General features: G+C 63.9%; 19 protein-coding genes. 14 read left to right on the top strand and 5 right to left on the bottom strand.

Annotation, left to right across the window (positions count from 1 at the left end; genetic code table 11):
- The first annotated feature begins 53 nt into the window (after positions 1-53).
- Positions 54-1127 carry a tartrate dehydrogenase gene (locus JQ597_RS26935; protein WP_212268388.1) on the top strand — a complete coding sequence of 358 codons (1074 nt, stop codon included), beginning with the start codon at positions 54-56 and terminating at the stop codon, positions 1125-1127.
- 135 nt (positions 1128-1262) lie between these two features.
- Here the strand turns inward: JQ597_RS26935 and JQ597_RS26930 are convergent, their stop codons facing one another.
- Genes JQ597_RS26930 through JQ597_RS26920 form a run of 3 tightly spaced genes read right to left on the bottom strand, consistent with a single transcriptional unit; the run spans position 1263 to position 4411 of the window.
- Positions 1263-2177, bottom strand: a complete 915-nt coding sequence (locus tag JQ597_RS26930) for an NAD(P)-dependent oxidoreductase (RefSeq protein ID WP_212268386.1) — start codon at positions 2175-2177, stop codon at positions 1263-1265.
- A gap of 25 nt (positions 2178-2202) precedes the next feature.
- Entirely contained in the window at positions 2203-3453 is a 1251-nt protein-coding gene (locus JQ597_RS26925; RefSeq protein WP_212268385.1) for a Zn-dependent hydrolase, read from the bottom strand.
- 40 nt (positions 3454-3493) lie between these two features.
- Positions 3494-4411 carry a LysR family transcriptional regulator gene (locus JQ597_RS26920; RefSeq protein ID WP_212268383.1) on the bottom strand — a complete coding sequence of 306 codons (918 nt, stop codon included), beginning with the start codon at positions 4409-4411 and terminating at the stop codon, positions 3494-3496.
- A gap of 119 nt (positions 4412-4530) precedes the next feature.
- Here JQ597_RS26920 and JQ597_RS26915 point away from each other — a divergent pair, with 119 nt between their 5' ends.
- From JQ597_RS26915 to JQ597_RS26890, 6 genes are all read left to right on the top strand, one after another.
- Positions 4531-5352 carry a putative hydro-lyase gene (locus tag JQ597_RS26915; protein ID WP_212268381.1) on the top strand — a complete coding sequence of 274 codons (822 nt, stop codon included), beginning with the start codon at positions 4531-4533 and terminating at the stop codon, positions 5350-5352.
- A gap of 81 nt (positions 5353-5433) precedes the next feature.
- Positions 5434-6678 (top strand): ABC transporter substrate-binding protein, encoded by a 1245-nt coding sequence (locus JQ597_RS26910; RefSeq protein ID WP_212268379.1) that lies wholly within the window; start codon positions 5434-5436, stop codon positions 6676-6678.
- A 24-nt stretch (positions 6679-6702) separates the two neighbouring features.
- Entirely contained in the window at positions 6703-7581 is an 879-nt protein-coding gene (locus JQ597_RS26905; RefSeq protein ID WP_212268377.1) for a branched-chain amino acid ABC transporter permease, read from the top strand.
- Positions 7581-8561 (top strand): branched-chain amino acid ABC transporter permease, encoded by a 981-nt coding sequence (locus JQ597_RS26900; RefSeq protein WP_212268375.1) that lies wholly within the window; start codon positions 7581-7583, stop codon positions 8559-8561. Before JQ597_RS26905 ends, JQ597_RS26900 begins: the two co-directional genes overlap by 1 nt.
- Positions 8558-9292 (top strand): ABC transporter ATP-binding protein, encoded by a 735-nt coding sequence (locus JQ597_RS26895; RefSeq protein ID WP_212268373.1) that lies wholly within the window; start codon positions 8558-8560, stop codon positions 9290-9292. Before JQ597_RS26900 ends, JQ597_RS26895 begins: the two co-directional genes overlap by 4 nt.
- Positions 9276-9980, top strand: a complete 705-nt coding sequence (locus tag JQ597_RS26890; RefSeq protein ID WP_211997511.1) for an ABC transporter ATP-binding protein — start codon at positions 9276-9278, stop codon at positions 9978-9980. Before JQ597_RS26895 ends, JQ597_RS26890 begins: the two co-directional genes overlap by 17 nt.
- Positions 9981-10138: 158 nt before the next feature.
- Here the strand turns inward: JQ597_RS26890 and otnC are convergent, their stop codons facing one another.
- Entirely contained in the window at positions 10139-10804 is a 666-nt protein-coding gene (otnC, locus tag JQ597_RS26885) for a 3-oxo-tetronate 4-phosphate decarboxylase (protein WP_212268371.1), read from the bottom strand.
- Positions 10805-10840: 36 nt separating this feature from the next.
- Between otnC and ltnD the strand changes: the two genes are divergently transcribed.
- The 7 genes from ltnD (at position 10841) to JQ597_RS26850 (ending at position 22707) form a co-directional block, all read left to right on the top strand.
- Entirely contained in the window at positions 10841-11833 is a 993-nt protein-coding gene (ltnD, locus tag JQ597_RS26880; protein WP_249132926.1) for an L-threonate dehydrogenase, read from the top strand.
- Between the two features lie 24 nt (positions 11834-11857).
- Positions 11858-12640, top strand: a complete 783-nt coding sequence (otnI, locus tag JQ597_RS26875) for a 2-oxo-tetronate isomerase (protein WP_212268369.1) — start codon at positions 11858-11860, stop codon at positions 12638-12640.
- Positions 12637-13914, top strand: a complete 1278-nt coding sequence (otnK, locus tag JQ597_RS26870; protein ID WP_212268367.1) for a 3-oxo-tetronate kinase — start codon at positions 12637-12639, stop codon at positions 13912-13914. The genes otnI and otnK overlap by 4 nt, the downstream gene beginning before the upstream one ends.
- A gap of 176 nt (positions 13915-14090) precedes the next feature.
- Positions 14091-15782, top strand: a complete 1692-nt coding sequence (locus tag JQ597_RS26865) for a methyl-accepting chemotaxis protein (RefSeq protein ID WP_212268365.1) — start codon at positions 14091-14093, stop codon at positions 15780-15782.
- Positions 15783-16007: 225 nt separating this feature from the next.
- Positions 16008-18038: a methyl-accepting chemotaxis protein gene (locus JQ597_RS26860; protein ID WP_249148226.1), complete on the top strand. Its 2031-nt coding sequence runs from the start codon at positions 16008-16010 to the stop codon at positions 18036-18038.
- A gap of 300 nt (positions 18039-18338) precedes the next feature.
- A complete protein-coding gene (locus tag JQ597_RS26855) occupies positions 18339-21518 on the top strand; it encodes an efflux RND transporter permease subunit (protein ID WP_212268362.1) in 3180 nt (1059 codons plus the stop codon).
- The gene (locus JQ597_RS26850) at positions 21508-22707 is read left to right on the top strand and encodes an efflux RND transporter periplasmic adaptor subunit (protein ID WP_212268360.1); all 1200 of its coding nucleotides are present in this window, start codon (positions 21508-21510) and stop codon (positions 22705-22707) included. Before JQ597_RS26855 ends, JQ597_RS26850 begins: the two co-directional genes overlap by 11 nt.
- Positions 22708-22884: 177 nt before the next feature.
- On the opposite strand, the gene JQ597_RS26845 is transcribed toward JQ597_RS26850, so the two are convergent.
- Positions 22885-24396: an acetyl-CoA acetyltransferase gene (locus JQ597_RS26845; protein WP_212268358.1), complete on the bottom strand. Its 1512-nt coding sequence runs from the start codon at positions 24394-24396 to the stop codon at positions 22885-22887.
- Positions 24397-24510: the final 114 nt, after the last annotated feature.

Raw genomic sequence — 24510 nt, 5'->3', positions numbered from 1 at the left:
TGTCTGGTGCATGGCGCACGACCCAAAGAGCAAGCCACCCAAGGATTTCAAGGATGAGCAAAAAAACCTATCGGATCGCGGTTATTCCCGGCGACGGCATCGGCAAGGAAGTGGTGCCGGAGGGCTTGCGCGTTCTTGAGGCGGCCGCGAAAAAGCACGGCGTGGCCGTGCATTTCGATCATTTCGACTTCGCCTCCTGGGACTATTATGAAAAGCACGGCGAGATGATGCCGGAGGACTGGAAGGCCAAGATCGGCAAGCACGACGCGATCTACTTCGGCGCGGTGGGCTGGCCTGCCAAAATTCCCGATCACATTTCCTTGTGGGGCTCGCTGATCAAGTTCCGCAGGGAGTTCGACCAGTACGTCAATCTGCGCCCGGTGCGGCTGATGCCCGGCGTGCCGTCGCCGCTCGCCAACCGCAAGCCCGGCGATATCGATTTCTGGGTGGTGCGCGAAAATACCGAGGGCGAATATTCTTCCGTCGGCGGGCGCATGTTCCCGGATACCGACCGTGAATTCGTCACCCAGCAGACGGTGATGACGCGCGTCGGCGTCGATCGCATTCTCAAATTCGCATTCGATCTCGCAGCGTCACGCCCGAAGCAACATCTGACCTCGGCGACCAAGTCCAACGGCATCTCGATCACGATGCCCTATTGGGACGAGCGCGTGGAGGCGATGGCGAAGAACTATCCCAAGGTGAAGTGGGACAAGTATCACATCGACATCCTCACCGCGAATTTCGTGCTGCATCCGGACTGGTTCGACGTCGTGGTCGGCTCCAATCTGTTCGGGGACATCCTCTCCGATCTCGGCCCGGCCTGCACCGGCACCATCGGCATCGCGCCGTCGGGCAACATCAACCCGGAAGGCAATTTCCCGTCGGTGTTCGAGCCGGTGCACGGCTCGGCGCCTGACATTGCCGGGCAGGGCATCGCCAACCCGATCGGCATGATCTGGTCGGGCGCGATGATGCTGGAGCATCTCGGCGAGAAGGAAGCGGCGGCCTCGATCGTCGGCGCCATCGAGCGCACGCTCGGCGAACGCACGCTGCGCACCCGCGATCTCGGCGGCAACGCCGACACGACCGCCTGCGGCAAGGCGGTCGCGGATATGGTGGATTGATTTCTACGTCGTCCCGGCCTTGAGCCGGGACCCATACGCCGCGGCGGTTGTGATTGTGGCAGGTGTCGGCCACCTTACTTTTGCCGACAGCACAACGCGGTATGGGTCCCGGCGTTCGCCGGGACGACAGAAATCCTACTTCCCCTTCGCGATCCGCCGGCAGTGCTCCAGCGCCGCCCCGATCAGATTTTCGCTTGCCTCCGGCGTGCGGAACGCAGAATGCGCCGACAGCGTGACGTTGGGCAGCTTGGTCAAGGGATGATCCGCCGGCAGCGGCTCGATGTTGAAGACGTCGAGGCCGGCATGGCGGATCTGGCCTGATTTCAGGGCCTCGATCATCGCTTCCTCGTCGACGATGGCGCCGCGCGCGGTGTTGACGAGGATGACGCCGAGCTTCATCGCCTCGATACAGGCACGCGAAACCATCCCGCGCGTCTCGTCGTTGAGCAGCAGGTGGATCGAGATGACGTCGCTCTCGCTCAGCAGCTCATCGAGTTCGACGAACTCGACCTTCGGGTGCTTCTTGGGTGACCGGTTCCAGGCGATCACGCGCATGCCGCTGCCGAGCGCGATCCGCGCGACTTCGGCGGCGATGCCGCCGTAGCCGATCAGCCCCAGCGTCTTGCCGGTCAGTTGCATGGCGTCATCGCGCAGCCAGTTGCCGGCGCGGATCCCGCGATCCATGCTGGCGAGGCCGCGCGCGCCTTCCCACATCAGCGCGATGGCGCATTCGGCCACGGCCGTGTCGCCATAGCCCTTGATCAGGTGCACCTCGATGCCGAGTTCGGCGAGCTCTTCCGGATTCATGTAGCTGCGCGCGCCGGTGCCGAGGAACACCACGTGCTTCAGCCCGGTGCACTTTTTCGCAATCTCGGTCGGCAGCGCGGTGTGATCGACGACGGCGATTTCAGCGCCGTCGAGCAAGGCCGGATACTGATCCGAGGTGATGTCGGGATCCCTGTTGATACGGACCTTGGGGTCACCGGGTTGTTCCAGCCGCTCGAAGATCACGGCCAGCGAATCATTGGCATCGACAAAAACACCGCGCACGGCAGTCCCTCCGGTTTTGATTATTTTATGACGCCACGCCGGCAAGCGCCAGCACGGTATGCATCAGGACGTTGGCGCCGGCGGTGCAATCGGCCTGCGTGGCGTCTTCCAGTTCGTTGTGGCTGATGCCGTCCTTGCAGGGCACGAACACCATCGCCGCCGGCATTACCGTATTGAGGTTGCAGGCATCGTGGCCGGCGCCGGAGGTGATGCGGCGATGCGAATAGCCCAGCGCGGTGGCGGCGTTCTCGACGGCGTCGACGAGTTTCGGATCGAAATGGGTCGGCGGCTTGCGCCAGACCAAGTCGAGCTTGACGTCGACCTTGCGCCGGACCGCGATCTCGGTGATCGCCGCGCGCAAATCCCTGTCCAGCGCGTCCATGATCGCGGCGTCCGCGCTGCGGCAATCCATCGTAAAGGCGATTTCGCCGGGAATGACGTTGCGCGAGGGATTGGCGATCACGGCCTCGCCGATGGTACCGACCGCCTTCGGGCCGTGTTTCCTGGCGGTTGCTTCCATCGCCAGCACGATTTCCGACAGCGTCGCCAGTGCGTCGCGCCGCAACGGCATCGGCGTCGAGCCGGCATGGCTTTCGAACCCGGTGATCTTGCCGTCGTACCACAGCACGCCCTGGCCGGAGTCGACCACGCCGATGGTCTTGTTCTCGGCTTCGAGGATCGGGCCTTGCTCGATATGCAGTTCGACGAAGCTGGAGAATTTCTGCCGGCCGACCGGGCTCTCGCCGCGATAGCCGATGCTGTCGAGCGCCTCCGCCACCGTCACGCCCTCGGCATCCTTGCGCGACAGAATGTCGTCGGTGGTGAAATCACCGACATAGGCGGCCGACGCCATCATCGCCGGCGCAAAACGCGAGCCTTCCTCATTGGTCCAGTTGCAGATGCAAATCGGCGTCTCGGTCTCGATACCGGCATCGTTGAGGGTGCGAACCACTTCAAGCGCGGCGAGCGTGCCGAGTATACCGTCGAACTTGCCGCCGGTCGGCTGGGTGTCGAGGTGGGAACCGACGCCGATCGGCGCCTTCGACATGTCGCGCCCCTTGCGCAGGCCGAACATCGAGCCGAGCGCGTCGACGTGACACTCGAGGCCGGCGGCTTCGCAGGCTTTCCGGAACCAGTCGCGGACCTGCTTGTCCTCAGGTCCGAGTGTCAGCCGCCGCACGCCGCCTTTCGGCGTTGCGCCGAATTTGGCGGTTTCGTGAATGGTGTCCCACAGCCGGGCGGAATCGATTTGCAGGTTGGATGCGATCTTGGTCATTCAGCCATTCCGGTCTTGATTGATGCTCACCCGATCCGCTTCAATGACGCGCCTGCAGCGGCGCGTCAACAACGACGCCACCTTGCGCGAGCGAGGCCGCCAATTCAGCCACCCGTTCGACCGCGATGGTGTCCGGAGAAGCCAGCCAGCTCGCCGAAAACGTCAACAATGGCATCTGCAGGTTGGTCGACAGCAATTGCAGCCTGCCATCCGCGATTTCGCTTTCGACGATCGCCGTTGGAATCACCGCAATGCCGAGGCCTTCGATCGCCATGTGTTTGACCGTTCCGAGCGAGGCGCTGGCGTGCAGGCGCATCGGTGGCAGGTCGGGTCGGTTGAACAGCGACCGGACGATTTCGTAAGGCGGCGTCTTGCGCGGAAAGGTGATGATGGGAAATTTGGCGAGGTCATGCACCGACAGCCGTTCCTTGCCGAGTCCGAGCGAAGGACTGGCAAGGAATCCAACCGAATAATCGCACAGCACCCGGTTGCTGATGGTCGGCCCCGTCACCGGCCCGAGCAGGAACGCCAGTTCGATCTCCTGCGCCAGCAGCCGGTTGCGCAAATTCGAGGTGATGTCGACTTCGATCTCGAGCGAGAGGTTGGGATAGGTGTGATTGACGCTCTTGATCAGCTGCGTCAGGAAGGTGTGGACGATGGTCTCGGCGACGCCGAGCCGCAGCACGCCGCGCATCGCCGAGTGGTCGCCGACCACAGCCAGCATTTCCGAACGCAGCCCGATCAGTTTCTCGGCATAGACCAGCAATTGCCGGCCGCTCGGTGTCGGCATCACCATGCGGCGCTCGCGCTGTAACAATCTCACGCCCACCTCGCGTTCGAGCTGGGCGATCCGCTGCGAGATGGCGGGCTGGGTGGTGTTGAGCTTCTGCGCAGCACCGCGAAAGCTGCCGAGCGTCACCACCCACATGAAGGTCTCGATTGCCTTGAAATCGACCATGCACCCTCTGCCCGCATATCGATAAATTAATTTTATCGATCTTGATTAAAAATGACGATTAGACATTATAATAGCCATATGCGGGAGTAGATGTCGACCTGATTGGAGCTGTTGCAACGATGACCAGCTTGGCAAAGACGGAACGACCCGGCCTCGATACGGCGAATTTATCGCCCAGCGTCGCCGCCCGGCACGCCTGCCGGACCGGCATGGCCACCACCACGGCCGGTGTCGCCAACGGCTTCGTGCAGGGCAATCTGGTGATCCTGCCGGAAAAGCTCGCGGCGTCGTTTCACCGGTTCTGCCAGCTCAACCCCAAACCGTGCCCGATCATCGGCATGTCCGATGTCGGTGATTTCAGAATTCCCTCGCTCGGCCTCGACCTCGACATCCGCACCGACCTGCCGCGCTATCGCGTCTGGCGCGACGGCGAAGTGGTGGAAGAGCCGACCGACATTACCGCGCACTGGCGCGACGACCTGGTGGCGTTCGTGATCGGATGCTCCTATTCATTCGAGGAAGCGCTGCTGGCGGACAGCCTGCCGATCCGCCACATCGAGCGCAATGTGCGCGTGCCGATGTACCGCACCAACATCGCCTGCGGCGCGGCGGGCCCGTTTGCGGGTCCAATGGTGGTGTCGATGCGGCCGTTCAAACCGGCGGATGCGATCCGCGCCGTGCAGATCACCTCGCGCTTTCCTTCGGTGCACGGTGCGCCCGTTCATCTCGGTCATCCGCATTCGATCGGGATCGCCGATGTCAACAAGCCCGACTACGGCGACGCGGTGCCGGTCGGGGACGACGAGATTCCGGTGTTCTGGGCCTGCGGTGTGACGCCGCAATCGGTGATCGCGGCGGCCAAATTGCCGTTTGCGATCACGCATGCGCCTGGATTGATGCTGGTGACCGATTTGCAGAACAAGGCGCTTGCCGTGCTTTGATGCAGCTCGTGCCGATCATTGAGGCTTTACCGTAACCGCCAACCGCTTCATCGATGTCAGCCGTTCAAAAGGGGATTTGCAATGACGATCACGCGCCGCAATGTATTGCTTGGAGCCACCGCTGCCGCCGCTCTCGCGCCGATCGCGGCCCGCGCGCAAACGCCCGAAGTGGTGATCGGCGTCACCTATCCGATGTCCGGCGCCAATGCGCAGATCGGCGTCGACGCGCAGCACGCCTATGTCACCGCCACCGACATCATCAACAACAAGCATGATTTCGAGCTGCCGCTGGCAAAGGATGCCGGATTGCCTGGCCTCGGCGGCGCCAAGATTCGCCTCGTGTTCGCCGACCATCAGGGCGATCCCCAGAAGGGCCGTGCCGAAGCCGAGCGCCTGATCACGCAGGAGAAAGTCTGCGCCATCATCGGCAGCTACCAGAGCTCGGTGGCGGTCACCATCAGCCAGATCTGCGAGCGCTATCAGACCCCGTTTGTCTCGGCTGACAACTCGTCGCCGAGCCTGCATACCCGTGGCCTGAAATTCTTCTTCCGCGCCGCGCCCCACGACGAAATGTTCACCAAGGCGATGTTCGACTTCTACGACGCCTTGAAGAAGAAGGGCACCAAGATCGAGACGCTGGCCCTGTTCCACGAGGACACCATCTTCGGAACCGACTCCGCGAACGCGCAGATCAAGCTTGCGAATGAGCGCGGATACAAGATCGTTGCCGACATCAAGTACCGTTCCAATTCGCCGTCGCTGTCGGCAGAGGTCCAGCAGCTCAAGTCGGCGAACGCCGACGTGCTGATGCCCTCGAGCTACACCACCGACGGCATCATGCTGGTCAAGACCATGGCCGAGCTTGGCTACAAGCCGAAGGCCATCGTGGCGCAGGCCGCGGGCTTTTCCGAAAAGGCGCTGTACGACGCGGTCGGCGACAAGCTCGAGGGCGTCATCACCCGCGGCAGCTTCTCGCTCGATCTCGCCGCCAAGCGGCCGATGGTCGGCAAGATCAACGATTTGTTCAAGGCGAAGTCGGGCAAGGACCTGAACGACAACACCTCGCGCGAGTTCATGGGCCTGATCGTGCTGGCGGACGCCATCAACCGCGCCAAGGCGACCGACGGTGAAAAGATCCGCGCGGCGCTGGCCGCGACCGAAATCCCGGGCGAGCAGACCATCATGCCCTGGAAGCGCGTGAAGTTCGACGAGCTCGGCCAGAACAACGACGCCGATCCGGTGCTGCTGCAGTATATCGGCGGCAAGTTCGTCACCATCTCCCCGCCGCAAGGCGCGGTCGCCGAGGCCGTCTGGCCGATGAAGTAACGGCCGGACACGGGGGCGGGGGACATGACAGCCGAGACCATTATCCAAAGCCTGGCGAGCGGCCTCCTGATGGGGCTGCTCTACGGGCTGATTGCGGTCGGCCTCGCGCTGATCTTCGGCCTGATGGACGTCGTGAATTTCGCCCATGGCGAATTCCTGATGATCGCGATGTACGCGTCGTTCTTCCTGTTCGCGTTCTTCGCGATCGATCCATTGTTGGCGGCGCCGCTGGTCGCTGCGGCGTTGTTCGTCTTTGGCGCCGTGGTCTATCTCCTGATCGTACGCTTCGCGGTCAGGGCAAAGGCCAATGCCGGCATGGTGCAGATCTTCTCCACCTTCGGGCTTGCGATCGTGATGCGCGGCGTGGCGCAGTTCTTCTTCACGCCGGATTACCGCAGCGTCACCCATTCATGGCTTGGCGGCAAAACCATCTCGATCGGCGGCATCTTCCTGCCCCAGCCGCAACTGATCGGCGCGGCGGTGGCGATGGCGGCCTTCGGCGGGCTCTACTTCTTCATCAACCGCACCGATTTCGGCCGCGCGCTCGAAGCCACCCGCGAGGATGCCGGCGCCGTGGCGCTGGTCGGTATCGACAAGAACCGCGTGTTCGCGCTCGGCTGGGGCCTCGGTGCAGCGCTGGTGGGTCTCGCCGGCGCCATCATGTCGATCTTCTTTTATATTTATCCCGACGTCGGTGCGTCGTTTGCGCTGATTGCCTACGTCACGGTGGCGCTCGGCGGTTTCGGCAGCGTGTTCGGGGCCTTTGCCGGCGGCATCATCGTCGGCCTGGTCGAAGCCACCACCGCATTGATCCTGCCGCCTTCGCTGAAGTCGGTCGGCATCTATGCGGTTTATCTCCTGGTCGTGTTCGTGCGGCCGCGCGGTCTGTTCGGGTCGATGTGATGGATACGGATTTCGCAAAACGCCGTCGCCGCGACCTGATCGTCGCATTCTGCCTCGCCGCCATCGCTGCCGTGGTGCCGCTGTTCGTCAAGGACTCCTACGTCCAGAACATCATGGTGCTAACGCTGATGTGGGCGGCGCTGTCGCAGAGCTGGAATATCCTCTCCGGCTATTGCGGACAGATCTCGCTCGGTCACGCGCTCTATTTCGGAATTGGCGCCTATACCACGACGCTGCTGTTCACCAAGTTCGGCGTCCTGCCGTGGTTCGGCATGCTCGGCGGCGGCCTGATATCGGCTGTCATTGCGATGGGGCTGGGCTATCCCTGCTTCCGCCTGCGCGGACATTATTTCGCGATCGCCACCATCGTCATTGCCGAGATCGGGCTCTTGCTGTTCCACAACTGGGATTGGGCGGGCGCGGCACTGGGCATCGAGATTCCCGTGCGCGGCGACAGCTGGCTCAAATTCCAGTTCGCGCGCAGCAAGCTGCCGTACTTCTACTTTGCGCTGGCGCTGGCCTGCGTCGCCTGGTTCGTCACCTGGTGGCTGGAGGATTCCAAATGGGGCTATTGGTGGCGCGCGGTGAAGGACAATCCGGACGCCGCTGAAAGCCTTGGTGTCGTCGTGTTCAATTCCAAGATGGGCGCAGCCGCGGTCTCGGCGTTTCTGGTCGCGGTCGGCGGCAGCTTCTATGCGCAGTTCGTCTCCTATATCGATCCCGAGAGCATCATGGGCTTTCACATCTCGCTGCTGATGGCGCTGCCCGCGGTGCTCGGAGGCATCGGCACGCTGTGGGGGCCGATGCTGGGGGCCGTCATCCTGATTCCGGTCACGGAATTGACGCGGTCCTATGCCGGCGGTTCCGGCCGCGGTGTCGATCTGATCGTCTATGGCGGCCTGATCATCGCGATCTCGCTGGCGCGGCCGCAAGGCCTGGTCTCGCTGTTCACGCCCAGGCGCAAGGAGGCGACGCGATGAGCACGCCCCTGCTGGAAACCCGCGGCGTCTGGCAACGCTTCGGCGGGCTCGTCGCCAACAGCGACGTCTCGATCTCGGTCGGGCGCGGCGAGATCGTCGGCCTGATCGGGCCGAACGGCGCCGGCAAATCGACGCTGTTCAATCTGATTGCGGGCGTACTGCCGCCGACGCAAGGGACGATCTGGTTCGACGGCGAAGACGTCACCGCGCTGCCGGCAGCCGAGCGGTGCGTGCGCGGCGTGGCCCGGACCTTTCAGGTCGTGAAAAGCTTCGAGACCATGAGCGTGATCGACAATGTCATCGTCGGCGCGCTGATGCGAAACACCGTGATGCGCGTAGCGCGGCAGAAGGCCCATGAAGTGCTGGAGTTCTGCGGCCTGGCCGCGCGCGCCAATGTGCTCGCCAGCGATCTGGTCCCGTCGGAAAAACGCCGCCTCGAAGTGGCGCGCGCGCTGGCGACCGAACCAAAACTGCTGCTGCTCGACGAATGCCTGACCGGTCTTACGCCGCTCGAGGCCCAGACCGGCGTCGAACTGGTACGCAAGGTGCGCGACACCGGCGTTACCATTCTGATGGTCGAGCACGTCATGGAAATCGTGATGCCGCTGGTCGATCGCGCCATCGTGCTCGATCTCGGCAAGGTGCTGGTCGAGGGCAAGCCCGCCGACGTCGTTCGCGATCCGAAAGTCATCACCGCCTATTTGGGGGATCGTCATGCTGTCGGTGCATGAAGTCACCACCGCCTATCAGGGGCTGGTCGCGATCTCGGCTGTCACGATCGAGGTCGCCAAGGGCGAGGTCGTCTGCGTCGCCGGCGCCAACGGGGCCGGCAAGTCGACGCTGCTGAAATCGATCGCCGGCGCCGAGCGTCCGCGTTCCGGCACCGTCACCTTCGACGGCGAGCGGATCGACGGCCTGGCGCAGCATGTCATTACCTCGCGCGGCATCGCCTATGTGCCGGAAAACCGCCGGCTGTTTCCGCGGCTCTCGGTGCGCGACAATTTGCGGCTCGGCAGTTACCTCTATCGCGGCGAAGCCGACCGCGAGGCGCCGCTGGACCTGGTGTTCAAGCTGTTCCCTCGGCTGTCGGAGCGGCTGGATCAGCGCGCCGAAACGCTTTCGGGCGGCGAGCAGCAGATGCTGGCGATCGGCCGCGCGCTGATGACGCGGCCGCGGCTCTTGATGCTCGACGAGCCTTCGCAGGGCATCATGCCGAAGCTGGTCGATGAAATCTTCCAGGCGGTGAAACGCATCCGCGACACCGGCATGACCGTCTTGATCGTCGAGCAGCGGATGGCGGAGTGCCTCGAAATCGCCGACCGCGCCTACATCCTGCAAACCGGCCGCGTGCTGATGCAGGGCAGCGCGGCTGACATCAGGACCAATCCGGATGTAAGGAAGGCGTATCTGGGATTGTAGTTGTGTGAGCGGTGATGGGAGGCCTCTCCACGTCATTGCCTGCGACAAACGCGAAGCGTTTGCGCACGGGAGCGCAGCGACGAAGCAATCCATCTCTCCGCACGCGGCCGCCATGGATTGCTTCGCTACGCTCGCAATGACGGGGCTGGCGGCAATGGCTAATCGTGCTCGTGCCCATGCTCCGGCAGCACCAGCCCGAACACCTTCGTCAAATCCGCCACCTGTTCCGGTGACAGATACCGCGGGTTCAGCCCGCGCAGCAGCAGATACAATTTCGCCGTCTCTTCCAGTTCCTCGATCGCGAACACCGCGGCTTCCAGCGTGTCGCCCGATACCACCGGCCCATGATTGGCCAGCAGCACGGAAGAATATTTGCCGGCCAGTCCCTTGATGGCGTCCGCCACCGCCGGATCGCCGGGCCGGAAATACGGCACCAATGCGGTCTGGCCGCATTTCATCAGGTAATAGGGCGTCATCGGCGGCAATGCGGCGCGGGGATCGATCTCCGGCAGCATCGAGAGCGCCACCGAATGGGTCGAATGCAGATGCACCACGGCGCGCGCGGCGCTGCGGGTCTGATAGAGGGCGGTGTGCAGCGGCACTTCCTTGGTCGGGGCGTCGCCGGAGAGGAGTTTGCCGTCGGGCCCCAGCCGCGACAGCCGGGCCGGGTCGAGCGAACCGAGCGAGGCGTTGGTCGGGGTCACCAGCCAGCCACCATCGTCGAGCCTGACGCTGATATTGCCCGAGGAGCCCGGCGTCAGCCCGCGCTCGAACAGCGAGCGGCCGAGGCGGCAGATTTCCTCCCGAATCCTTGTCTCGCTCATGGCCCAAACCCCGTTTCGCGAGCCTTTTCTCACGCTTTGGCAGCGCGGCCAAGCCGTGATACCCAGAGGCAAAGCCGCAAGGGTCAGACTCCAAGAGCACAAGGAAACGCCACAATGCCAGAATCTGCAAAACCGCGCGCCGCCGTCATCGGGCTGGGCTCGATGGGCTTTGGCATGGCCACCTCGCTGCGCCGCGCCGGGTTTGAGGTGACGGGCTGCGACGTCTCGGCGGAGTCTGTGGCGCGGTTCGTGGCCGACGGCGGCAACGGTGCCAAAACCCCGGCGGAGGCGGCCAAGGCCGCCGATATCGTCGTCAGCGTCGTCGTCAACGCCGCGCAAACCGAAGCCATCCTGTTTAGCGCCAATGGCGTTGCGGAAACCCTGGCCAAGGGGGCGGTGTTCATCTCCTCCGCCACCATGGATCCCGATGTAGCGCGGCGGCTGGCGAAACAGCTCGAGGAAACCGGCCGGCTCTATCTGGACGCGCCGATCTCCGGCGGTGCGCAGCGCGCGGCGCAGGGCGAACTCACCATTCTGGCCTCGGGCAGCGCCGCCGCGTTCGCCAAGGCGCGCCCGGCACTCGATGCGATGGCGGCCAAACTCTATGAGCTCGGCGATGCCGCCGGGCAGGGCGCCGCGTTCAAGATGATCAACCAGCTATTGGCCGGCGTGCACATCGCCGCGGCCTCGGAAGCGATTACGTTTGCCGCCAAGCAGGGCCTCGACATCAAAAAGGTCTATGAAGTGATCACGGCCTCCGCCGGCAATTCCTGGATGTTCGAGAACCGCATGCCGCACGTGCTCGATGGCGACTACGCGCCGCGCAGTGCGGTGGAGATTTTCGTCAAAGACCTCGGCATCATCCAGGACATGGCTCGATCGGCGAAATTCCCGGTCCCGGTCGCCGCCGCCGCGTTGCAGATGTTCCTGATGACGGCGGCCTCCGGCATGGGCCGCGACGACGACGCCTCGGTGGCGCGGATGTATGCCCGCGTTACCGGCACGCATCTGCCGGGCGAGCCGAAATAATCGCGACACACAAGAGGACAGAACATGCCCCGCTTTGCCGCCAATCTCACTATGATGTTCAACGAGGTCCCGTTCCTCGACCGCTTCGACGCCGCCGCGAAAGCGGGCTTCACCGCCGTCGAATTCCTGTTTCCCTATGAGCATCCGGCCGACGAAGTAGGCTCGCGGCTCAAGGGCGCCGGGTTGACGCAGGCGCTGTTCAACCTGCCGCCGGGCGACTGGAATGCCGGCGAAAAGGGTTTTGCGGCGCTGCCGGAACGTTTCGACGATCTCAAGAACAGCCTGCAGACCGCGCTGCCCTATGCGCAGGCGACCGGCGTCAAGCGGCTGCACCTGATGGCCGGGATTGCCGACCGGGGCGATCGCAAGGCGGTAGAGGCCTTCTACAAGTCGGTGGCCTGGACGGCCGAGTTCTTCGCGCCCCATGGCCTCGACGTGGTGATCGAGCCGATCAACTCGCGCAACGTGCCCGGCTATTTCCTCAACGATTTTGGCTTCGCCCGCGACCTGATCGTGGAGCTGAAGATTCCGAACCTGAAGCTGCAGTTCGACATCTATCACTGCCAGATCATCCATGGCGACGTCACCATGCGGCTGCGCGAGATGATGCCAATCATCGGCCATATCCAGATCGCCAGCATCCCCTCGCGCAACGAACCCGACGGCGAGGAGTTGAACTATCCGTTCCTGTTCGCTGAGCTCGACCGGCTCGGCTATGGCGGCTTTGTCGGCTGCGAATATAACCCGCGCGGCAACACCACCGACGGCCTCGGCTGGTTCAAACCCTACGCCGGAGCAAAATCGTGAAATTGTCTTTGGGCTGCATCGCCGACGACTACACCGGCGCATCCGATCTCGCCAACACGCTGACGCGCTGCGGCCTGCGCACGGTGCAGACTATCGGCGTGCCCTCTGACGATCTCGCGCTGCCGGAAGTCGACGCGGTCGTGGTGTCGCTGAAGAGCCGCTCGATCGAGGCGGGCCTGGCCGTCACGCGCTCGCGATCGGCGGAGAAATGGCTGCGCAGCCGTGGCGCTGATCACGTGCTGTTCAAGATCTGCTCGACCTTCGATTCCACCGACGCCGGCAATATCGGTCCTGTGATGGATGCGCTGCGCGGCGACTCCGGCGATGCCATCGTGCTGGTGACGCCGGCCTTTCCGGAAACCGGCCGCACCGTCTATCAGGGCAATCTGTTCGTTGGCGCCGTGCCGCTGAACGAAAGTCCGCTGAAGGATCATCCGCTCAACCCGATGCATGATTCCAATCTGGTGCGGGTGCTGGCGCGCCAGAGCCAGACGAAAGTCGGACTGGTCGACCTTGCAACGCTCGCGCGCGGGGAAGCTTCTGTGCGCGCGCGTCTTGCCGATCTCGCCGGCAAAGGCATCGGCGCCGCCATCATCGACGCGGTGTTCGACCGCGATCTGGAAACCATCGGCAACGTCGCGCTCGATCATCGATTGTCGGTCGGCGCCTCCGGCATCGGGCTCGGCCTCGCGCGGGCGATGATGGCTTCCGGCAAGGCTAAATCGAACGTGACAAAGGCGAACGCCGATGCGCCGGTCGGCGGACCGGCCGCGTGCCTGGCCGGCAGTTGTTCGCAGGCGACGCTGCAGCAAATTGCCAATGCCGAAAAGGCGATGCCGGTTTTGCATCTCGATCCCGACCGCGTCGTCGCTGGCGCGGATGAGGCGCGGCGAGCGCTGGCGTGGGCAAAGGAGCGAATCGGTGACGGCCCGCTGCTGATCGCGAGTAGCTCGACGCCGGATCAGGTCGCAGCTCTGCAATCCCGGCATGGCCGCGATGCAGCCGGACATGCCATCGAGCAGGCGATGGCCGACATCGCGGACGGATTGGTGCAGTCCGGCGTGCGCCGGCTGGTCGTCGCCGGTGGTGAAACTTCAGGCGCCGTGGTCGATCGCCTGGGGATTCCCGGCTTCCTCGTCGGCGCAGAAATCGCTGCAGGCGTGCCGGTTCTGCGCGCGGTGGGCGCGAAAAACGGCGAGATGCTGCTTGCACTGAAATCGGGCAATTTCGGCGGCGCCGAATTCTTTTCCGACGCACTCAAGCTGATGCGCTGAGCGTCCTACGCTATTCATTTCTCAGAGACTTCTGTCGCGTACCGTATTTTTACGGTGCGCCAAATTAACACAACCTGAGAACGAATAAGATTCTGCTGCGTGTAAGGGCGTCGACTTAACCCGCCCGTCGCAACCGGCGCGTCTTGCGCGCGTCCAAAACCAAGAGATTCCAACCCATGCTTGCCAAGTACTCGATCCGCGCCAAAATCATTACTGTCGTTGCCTTCCTGCTGGTCGCGATGACGGGCATGGGCCTGCTGGCGGTCCGCAACATGCGGGCAATGAACGCCGACACCGTTGATATCACGACCAACTGGATGCCGAGCGTTCGCGTGCTCGGCGACCTGCGCGCCGGCGTCATCACCTACCGCAACGTGATCCGCGAGCACATGCTGGTCGGGACGCTGGAAGGAAAGCAGGCCCAGGAAAAAACCCTGGCGAGCGTGGTCGAGAACAACAACAAGATTCGCGCGCTCTACGAGCCGATGATCGCCTCCCCGGAGGAGCGCGCGCTCTACAAGGAATGGTCCGACCTCTGGGAGCGATACAAGAAGGGTACCGAGGAAGTAATGGCGCTGTCGCGCAGTGCCGTCGGCAAGGTTCCGCTCGAGGCGCATGAAATGAACTCGAAGACGGTCAACAAGATCGGACTCGAGGCCGACGCCGTCCTGAAGAAGGACATCGACCTCAACAACGCCGGTGCCGACAGGGCGGCTCAGAGCGCGGCTGACAGCTACGCGTCCGCCTTCATGATGCTGGCCGTGATTCTCGGCGCCTCCGTCATCATCGGCATTGCCGTCAGCATCTATCTGGTTCGCGACGTCTCAACCGGCATCGCTTCCATCGTCACCCCGATGCAGGCGCTGGGCAAAGGCGACCTCAGAGCGGAAGTTCCGCATCAGGGCGAGAAGACCGAGATCGGCGCCATGGCGGACACCTTGCAGGTGTTCAAGCAGGCGCTGATCGCGAAGGAGGCGGCCGATGAGGCCGCGGCCCTTGACGCCGAAGCCAAGATCGAGCGCGGCCGCCGGGTCGACGGCATCACCCGCAATTTCGAATCTGTCATCGGCGAGATCGTGCAGACGGTGTCGTCCGCTTCGACGCAGCTCGAAGCCTCGGCCGGCACGCTGTCGGCGACCGCCGAACGTTCGCAGTCGCTGACGACAGCGGTGGCGGCGGCTTCCGAGGAAGCTTCCACCAACGTGCAGTCGGTGGCGTCAGCGACCGAAGAACTGTCGTCGTCGGTCAACGAGATCAGCCGCCAGGTGCAGGAATCGGCACGCATGGCGACCGACGCCGTCGGCCAGGCCCGCGTCACCAACGACCGGGTCAGCGAATTGTCGAAGGCGGCGAGCCGGATCGGTGACGTCGTCGAATTGATCAACACCATCGCAGGCCAGACCAATTTGCTGGCGCTCAATGCCACCATCGAGGCGGCGCGCGCCGGCGAAGCCGGCCGCGGCTTCGCCGTCGTGGCGTCGGAAGTGAAGGCGTTGGCCGAGCAGACCGCGAAAGCCACCGGCGAGATCGGCCTGCAGATATCAGGCATCCAGGCCGCGACCCAGGAGTCGGTCAACGCAATCCAGGAAATCAGCGGCACCATCGAGCGGCTGTCGGAGATTTCGTCGACCATCGCCGCCGCGGTGGAAGAGCAGGGGGCTGCGACACAGGAAATCTCCCGCAACGTGCAGCAGGCGGCGCAAGGCACCCAGCAGGTCTCGGCCAACATCACCGACGTCCAGCGCGGCGCCAGCGAGACCGGCTCGGCTTCCTCGCAGGTGCTGTCGGCGGCGCAGTCGCTGTCCGGCGACAGCAACCGCCTCAAGCTCGAAGTCGGCAAGTTCCTGGATTCGGTCCGGGCAGCCTGACACCCGGCCGATCACCGGCGAAGAGCCCGGCTCCCAAGGGGGCCGGGCTTTTGCGTTCTGCAACCTTGCAGCGAAATCCGGTTGGGCTACTCGGTAGCCTCTACTGAGCTAAAATTAACCAGTCTTGTTTACAAGAGCACCATCTTTACGGCGCGCGCGCTGTTCGGTGGTTCCCGCTGGCCATCGCCGACTGCGCGTTTTGGGGAAATTTGGGGTTCGCTGACAATGATCAAGCTCAATCGCATCGGATATAAACTGGGCCTGGCCGGCGCCGTCGGCATATTGCTGGCGGGCGGCATGGTGGCCAACCAGATGATGTCGGAACGGGCGATCGAGGCGGCAAACAGCCGTGCGGATCGCTCGCAGCGGGTCATCGACGCCGCGATAACAGCTAATTTGAACGGACGGCAGATCGAGCTTGCCGCGCGCAACATCCGCCTGTCGACAAAGGCCGCGGACGTCGAAAGGAATGCGGCTGAGCTCAATCGATTGAAAGCCACTGAAGCCAAGGCGTTGGATGACGCGCTGGCGATTGCGGCGATACCGGAGATCAAGCAGCGCCTGGAGAAAATCAGGTCGCTGATGAATTCCTACACGACTGGCGTCGATGAGCTGGCGAAGACGCAGCTCAATCTTCTCACGGTGATCGACAAGCGCTCGGCGATTTCGGCTGAATGGACCAAGGCGATCGAGACCCAATTGGCGTCACCCGCGCTGGCCAAGCTCGACAACAAGCTCGAGATCGAAAAGCTGCTGCATATGGCCGACGCCAAGGTCAACGCGTTGCGAGCCATGGTCTGGCGGCTGGGCGCCACCGGCGATGTCAGCCTGATCGCCCAGATCGCCAAGACCCAGGCCGCGCTCAAGGCCAATTTCAACCTGTTGCGGGGCGAGGCCGATGACCGCGATCTGCTGGTGGTGGTCAGTTCGCTGGATTCGATCGTCAAACGTTTCCTGGCCGCCAATGACGAAGTGGTCAAGATCGAGGAATTGAAGGCGGGCATTGTCGCCAACCGCACCGTCAAGTTTGCCCAGGAGGCGGGCACGCAGATGGATAGCCTGGTCGAAATAGCGCGAAAGAACTACACCACATCGAAGGAAGAAGCCGCCGCCGAGACCGAACGGGCCAGCACGGTCAGCCTCGCGATGGGTATCGTGGTGATTATCGCGCTGTTTGCATCGATGGTGTTTTCCTTCCTTGGGATCTCCCGTCCGATGATGCGCCTGAACGGCGCGCTGGGTGAGATGGCCGGCGGCAACCTCGACGTCGTGATTCCCGGCGCCAGGCGCGGCGACGAAATCGGCGACCTCGCCAAGACGGTCACGATCATCAGAGAGAATGCCGAGCAGAAGGCCCGCGACGAAGCCGAGACGAAGATCAAGCAGGACCAGATCGCCGCCCGGCAGCGCAAGGACGACATGATCAAGCTCGCCGATAACTTCGAGACGGCGGTCGGCGAGATCGTCGAGACCGTGTCGTCGGCCTCGAGCGAACTGGAAGCCTCCGCCGGCACGCTGACGTCGAACGCCGAGCGCGCCCAGGAACTGACCACGATGGTGGCCGCAGCCTCCGAGGAAGCTTCCACCAACGTGCAGTCGGTGGCGTCAGCGACCGAAGAGTTGTCCTCCTCGGTCAACGAGATCAGCCGTCAGGTTCAGGAATCGGCGCGGATGGCCACTGCGGCCGTCGACCAGGCCCGCACCACCAACGACCGCGTCAGCCAATTGTCGAAGGCGGCGAGCCGGATCGGCGACGTCGTCGAGCTGATCAACACCATCGCCGAGCAGACCAATCTCTTGGCGCTCAACGCCACCATCGAAGCGGCGCGCGCCGGCGATGCCGGCCGTGGTTTCGCGGTCGTGGCGTCGGAAGTGAAGGCGCTGGCCGAGCAGACCTCCAAGGCCACCGGCGAGATAGGCCAGCAGATATCAGGCATCCAGGCGGCGACCCAGGACTCCGTGAACGCGATCAAGGAAATCAGCGGCACCATCGAAAAGCTGTCGGAGATCTCCTCGACCATTGCCGCGGCCGTGGAAGAGCAGGGTGCTGCGACGCAGGAAATCTCCCGCAACGTGCAGCAGGCCGCCCACGGCACCCAGCAGGTGTCCTCCAACATCACCGACGTGCAGCGCGGCGCCTCCGAGACCGGCTCCGCCTCCACGCAGGTTCTCTCCGCCGCGCAATCATTGTCGGGCGACAGCAACCGTCTCAAGCAAGAGGTCGGCAAGTTCCTCGACTCGGTGCGCGCGGCCTGACCATAACGGGATGACGATACGAAAGCCCGGCCTCCCGAAGGGGCCGGGCTTTTTGCATTTGGTTGCCTGCGTTTGCGGAACGGTGGGCTCCGTACTTCTACCGTACCTCAACCCGCCATCCGGCTGGTCGGCGTGCTGCCCGGCCCGAGCCGGGGCCGGCAGCTATGCCAAGGAAGTGAAGGACGGCTGCGCTGCCCGCGTTGGCTATTTGGCCCCGGTTCGGCTAAATCAGCGCGGTTGAACTGGCCTTTTTTGGATGCCGGTTCTCAGCCCTTCACAGGCCTCGGGATTGCCTCCTAGATGATCGCACTGGTCCGTATTGCGCTGAGCCGGCCCTATACTTTCGTCGTGCTCGCGCTGCTGCTGCTGATCATCGGACCCTTGGCTGCGCTGCGCACGCCAACCGACATCTTCCCGGATATCCGCATCCCCGTCATCGGGGTGGTCTGGAACTATACCGGCCTGCCGCCTGACCAGATGTCCGGGCGTATCATCACGCCGTTTCAGCGGGCGCTGACGACCACCGTCAACGACATCGAGCACATCGTCGCCAATTCCTACACCGGCATCGGGATCGTCAAGATCTTCTTCCAGCCGGGCGTCGATATCCGTACCGCCAACGCCCAGGTGACGGCGATCTCGCAGACGATGATCAGGCAGTTGCCGCCCGGCGCGACCCCGCCGCTGATCCTCAATTACAGCGCCTCCACCGTTCCGATCATCCAGGTGGCGCTGTCCGGTGAAGGGCTGACCGAACAAAACCTCGCCGATATCGGCATCAACCAGCTGCGTACCCCGCTCGTTACCGTGCCGGGCGCGGCCATTCCCTATCCGTTCGGCGGCAAGCAGCGTCAGGTCCAGATCGACCTCAATCCGGCCGCGCTGCAGGCCCGCGGCCTGTCCGGGCAGGACGTCGCCAACGCGCTCGCCGCGCAGAACCTGATCACGCCGGTCGGCACCCAGAAGATCGGCCAGTTCGAATACACCATCCAGCTCAACAACTCGCCGCTTCGAATGGAAGAGCTCGGCGACCTGCCGATCAAGGCGGTGAACGGCGCGATGGTCTATGTCCGCGACGTCGCCTCCGTGCGCGACGGCAATCCGCCGCAGACCAACATCGTTCACGTCGACGGCAACCGCTCGGTCCTCATGATGGTGCTGAAGGCGGGTGCGACCTCGACGCTCGATATCATCGCGGGCATCAAGCAGAAGGTGATCGAGGTCAAGGATTCGCTGCCCGACACGCTGAAGATCGGCTTCATCGGCGACCAGTCGGTGTTCGTGCGCGGCGCCATCGAGGGCGTTGCCGTCGAAGGCGTCATCGCCGCGCTCCTGACCAGCGTGATGATCCTGCTGTTCCTCGGAAGCTGGCGCTCGACCATCATCATCGCCGTCTCGATCCCGCTGTCGGTGCTGGGCGCCATCATCATGCTGTCGGCGATCGGCGAGACGCTCAACATCATGACGCTTGGAGGGTTGGCGCTGGCGGTCGGCATCCTCGTCGACGATGCCACCGTGACCATCGAGAACATCAACTACCATCTGGAGCAGGGCAAGCCGGTCGAGCAATCGATCCTGGATGGCGCCAACCAGATCGTGACGCCGGCCTTCGTGTCGCTATTGTGCATCTGCATCGTGTTCGTGCCGATGTTCTTCCTGCAGGGCGTGGCGCGCTTTCTGTTCGTGCCGATGGCCGAAGCCGTGATGTTCGCGATGATCTGGTCGTTCCTGCTGTCGCGCACGCTGGTGCCGACGATGGCGAAGTATCTGCTCCAGCCGCATGTCCATCATGAGGGCGGGCCGCCGCCGACGCGCAATCCGCTGGTGCGCTTCCAGCGCGCCTTCGAGGCGCGGTTCGAGCGGATTCGCGCCGGCTACCACGATCTGTTGTCGATGGCGCTGGGGCGGCGGCCGCTGTTCGTCACCGGCTTTCTTGCCGTGGTCGCGCTGTCCTTCCTGCTGGTGCCGTATCTCGGACGCAACTTCTTTCCGGCGGTCGATGCCGGCAACATCCTGATGCATGTCCGCACCCAGGTCGGCACCCGCGTCGAGGAGACCGCCAACCAGCTCGCCGACGTGCAGAAGGCGATCCGCAAGATCATTCCGCCCGGCGAGATCGAAACGCTGACCGACAATATCGGCATGCCGATTTCCGGCATCAACATGACCTACAACAACACCGGCGTGATCGGACCGGCGGACGGCGACATCCAGATCAAGCTCAGGGAAGGCCACCGGCCGACGGATGAGTACGTCCAGATTTTACGCGAGCAATTGCCGCGGCTGTTCCCCGGCATGAACTTCTCGTTCCTGCCGGCCGACATCGTCAGCCAGATCCTGAACTTCGGCGCACCGGCGCCGATCGACCTGCAGATCCGTGGCGCGGACACGAAGGCGAACTTCGACTATGCCAACAAGCTGCTGAGCAAGATTCGCCGCATTCCCGGCATCGCCGACGCGCGCATCCAGCAATCGCCCAACGCGCCGACCTTCAACATCGATGTCGACCGCACCCGGGCGCAATATGTCGGTCTGACCGAGCGCGACGTCACCAACAGCCTCGTGGTCAATCTCGCCGGCAGTTCGCAGGTCGCGCCGACCTTCTACCTCAACCCCGACAATGGCGTGTCCTATTCGATCGTGATGCAGACGCCGCAATACAAGATGGACTCGCTCAGCGCCCTGCAGGCGCTACCCATCACGGCGACCGGCAATCCGCAGGCGCCGATTCTCGGCGGCATCGCGGACGTGAGGCGCTCGGCCTCCAGTGCCGTCGTCTCGCAATACGACATCCAGTCGATGGTGCAGATCTACGCGACGCCGCAGGGCCGCGACCTCGGCGCGGTTGCCGCCGACGTCCGGACCGCGATGGCGGAGACGGCGAAGGACGTGCCAAAAGGAAGTTCGGTGGTGCTGCTCGGCCAGGTGCAGACCATGAACAGCGCATTTTCCGGCTTGCTGTTCGGACTGCTCGCCGCCGTGGTGCTGATCTATTTCCTGATCGTGGTGAACTTCCAGTCCTGGTCCGATCCGTTCGTGATCATCACGGCGCTGCCCGCGGCCCTTGCCGGCATCGTCTGGATGCTGTTCACGACGCAGACCACGCTGTCGGTGCCGGCGCTGACCGGCGCCATCATGTGCATGGGCGTTGCCACCGCCAACAGCGTGCTGGTGATCAGCTTTGCGCGCGAGCGTTACGAGGAACTCGGCGATCCCATCGCGGCGGCGCTGGAAGCCGGCTTCGTCCGCTTCCGCCCGGTCCTGATGACGGCGCTGGCCATGATCATCGGCATGACGCCGATGGCGCTCGGGCTCGGCGAGGGCGGTGAGCAGAATGCGCCGCTCGGGCGGGCGGTGATCGGCGGCTTGATCTTCGCCACCATCGCCACCCTGATGTTTGTTCCCGTGGTGTTCAGTATGGTACACAAGAAACAGGGCGTCATTGCCGACGCTGCACCGGAGAGCCCGCATGACCACTGAACAACGCCCGCCGGTATCGCGCCGGAAATTGGGCCTATTCGGGGTCGTGGCGCTGATCGGGGCGGGGCTGATCGTCGCCACCGGCATCCGGGCGCGCGAGGAATCCGGCTCGAAGCTGCGCGAATGGACCGACAACCAGGCGGTTCCGAGCGTTGCCGTCGCGTTCCCCAATGCCCGCGCGCTCAACCCCACCATCGATCTTCCGGGCCGGCTCGAAGCCTATTCGCGCGCTCCAATATTCGCGCGCGTCAGCGGCTATCTGAAAAGCTGGAGCGCCGATATCGGCGCCAAGGTCAAGGCAGGCCAGGTGATCGCGGAGATCGAGGCGCCCGACCTCGACCAGCAATTGCTGCAGGCCCGAGCCGATCTCGTCAGCCAGCAATCGAGCGCGCGGCTGTCAGAGGCCACGCTGAACCGGCGCAAGACGCTGCTCGCCTCGAATTTCGTTTCGATGCAGGAAATCGACGAGCGCACCGCCGACCTCGCCAACAAGAAAGCCGCCGTCAATTCCGGTACCGCCAATGTCGAACGGCTGGAGGCGCTGGCGGGTTACAAGAAGATCACGGTTCCGTTCGACGGCATCGTCACCGCGCGCGAGACCGATGTCGGTGCGCTGATCAATGCCGGTGGCGGCACCGGGCCGGCGATGTTCGTGGTGTCAGACATCACCAAGCTGCGCGTCTATGTCAACGTGCCCCAAAGCTATGTGCCCGCGATCAGGATCGGCGCAAAGGCCGCGCTCACGATGCCGGAATATCCGAACCGCAGCTTTGCGGCGACGGTGGAGGCCTCCTCGCAGTCGGTCGAGGTGGCATCCGGCACGACGCGGATGCAGCTGGCGCTGGATAATTCGAGCGGCGAGTTGATGCCGGGCGGCTATGCCAGCGTGCGGCTGAACCTGCAGCGCGACGCCGTGCCGCTGCACATTCCCTCCAGCGCTCTCATTTTCAACAAGGACGGTTTGCGGGTCGCGACCGTCGGGCCTGACGACAAGGTGCTGTTCAAGACCGTGACCATCGCCCGCGATCTCGGCCGCGAGATCGAACTCGCCTCCGGCGTCGCCCCCGACGACCGCATCATCACCGCGCCGCCCGATGGCATCGCCGACGGCGATCCGGTCCGCGTCGTCGGCGCCGCCGCCAAGGGCAAGCCCACGACGGCGTCGGAAAAGCAGGACGTGAAGGGGTAGGGCGAGCTTCCTTAACCTCGCCCCGCTTGCGGGGAGAGGTCGGCGCGTAGCGCCGGGTGAGGGGGTACAGGTCTCACTTCAAGTGCGCTCGCGGATAGAGCCCCTCACCCCAACCCTCTAAGAGCGAGCTTCGCTCGTCTCGACCCCGCGAAGAGCGGGGCGAGGGAGCAGAGAGAGTCACCCCACCCGCCACTCCAGCACGCCATCACCGGCCGCGACGATCTCGCCGAGCGACCCCACCGGTGTGCGGTCCATGTTGCGCAGATGCGCCAGCGTGGCGCTGTCGCTCGCCGGCACTCGCGCCAGGGCACGCGCGTCATCCGCCGTGCGCATCATCACCACGCCATGCTCGACATCGCCCTTGCCGCCATAGATCACGGTAAAGCTCTCGACCTTGCCCTTGCCTGAGGCTTCCGTGACGAACTCAGGCACGGCGCCCTTGCGGCGGTCGGCCTCAGCCTGAACGCTGGTGTCCTGCGCCAGAGCCTCTCTCGGTGCCTGCCGCGACAGCACCAGGCCATGATGCTTGGTGACAAAGCCGCCCTGACCATAGAGCAGGCCAAGCGTGCCGCCCTCGCGCAGCTTGCGCACCATCGCGCAGGCCGCATGCGTCATATAGGTGTTGAGCGGTGCGCCGAAGAATGTGAGGCCGCCGGTGACGGTGGGCTTCACGTCGGGGCCGAGGCCGAGCGTCCGCCGCGCCATCTTGGGCACGCAGGGAAAGCAGCTGTACAATTCGATCGCGTCGAACTTCCTGCCGTCGCCTTCGACCAGATCCATCACGGCATTGAGCACGGCATTCTGCGGATGGCTCTCGAAGAACTGGTCGCGCAACAGATAATCGCGCGGCTCTTCCGCCGATGCGCCGCCGAGAGGATAGATCAGACGATCTTCGGGCACGCCGGCGGCGCGCGCCTTTGCCAGCGACGTCATCAGGATCGCGCCGCCCATGTTGACGGTCGGGTTGGCCACCATCAGCTTGGTGTAGGGCCAGGCGATCAGCCGGTTTTCCGGCGTCGGCGTTGTGATCTCGTCCGGCGTGAAGTTCTTCTTCAGCCAGGAGTTGGGATTCTCCGACGCCACGCGCGCGTAGGTCGACCACAATTGTCCGGATTCGGCGAGCGCCTCACGCGGCGTCTGGCCCCAATGCGCCGATGTGGCGGACTCATACAGCGGATAGACGGTGATAGGGCGGAACACGCCGAGCGTCACCGCCATCGGCTTCTGGAACGCCGCGCCGCGCTTGGGCTCTTCGACGTCGTGCGCAAACGGCGTCCAGGGCAGGTCGATGCCGGCCCGCTGGGCTTTTGTTGCGGTCGATTGCGCCTCGGCGCCGCACACCGCCGCCACGCTGCATTCGCCGCGCGCGATGCGTTTGGCGGCCTCGTGTAGATAGCGGATCGGGCTCTCGCCGCCGACCGGGCCGTAATAGCAATGTGCAGGTTTCGCGCCGAGCCGCATCGCGAGTTGCTTTTCCGGATCGCGGTAGCGCCAGCTCAGGAAATTGACCACGTCGAGCGAGCCGAGTTCGCCGAGCAGTCTTGCACCGCTATCCACCTCCGCGCGCTTCAGCGCCTGTTCCAGCAGCGCGAGCGGCTCGAGTCCGGCGGCGATATCCTTCGGCCGGTCGACGATTTCGCCGACGCCGACGATGACGGGAATGCGGTCTTCGGGGAGGGATGTTGGCATTTTTTTGTGGCTTTGCTTTTCCAGTGATCAGTTCGCAACTTTCAATTCCGTCATTGCGAGGAGCGCAGCGACGAAGCAATCCATCTATCCGTTATGCCGCGCCATGGATTGCTT

It is taken from the genome of Bradyrhizobium sp. AUGA SZCCT0177 (assembly GCF_018130125.1).
Taxonomy (GTDB): domain Bacteria; phylum Pseudomonadota; class Alphaproteobacteria; order Rhizobiales; family Xanthobacteraceae; genus Bradyrhizobium.
Note: the sequence above shows the minus strand (reverse complement) of the source record. Positions and strands in the feature narration are given on the sequence as shown.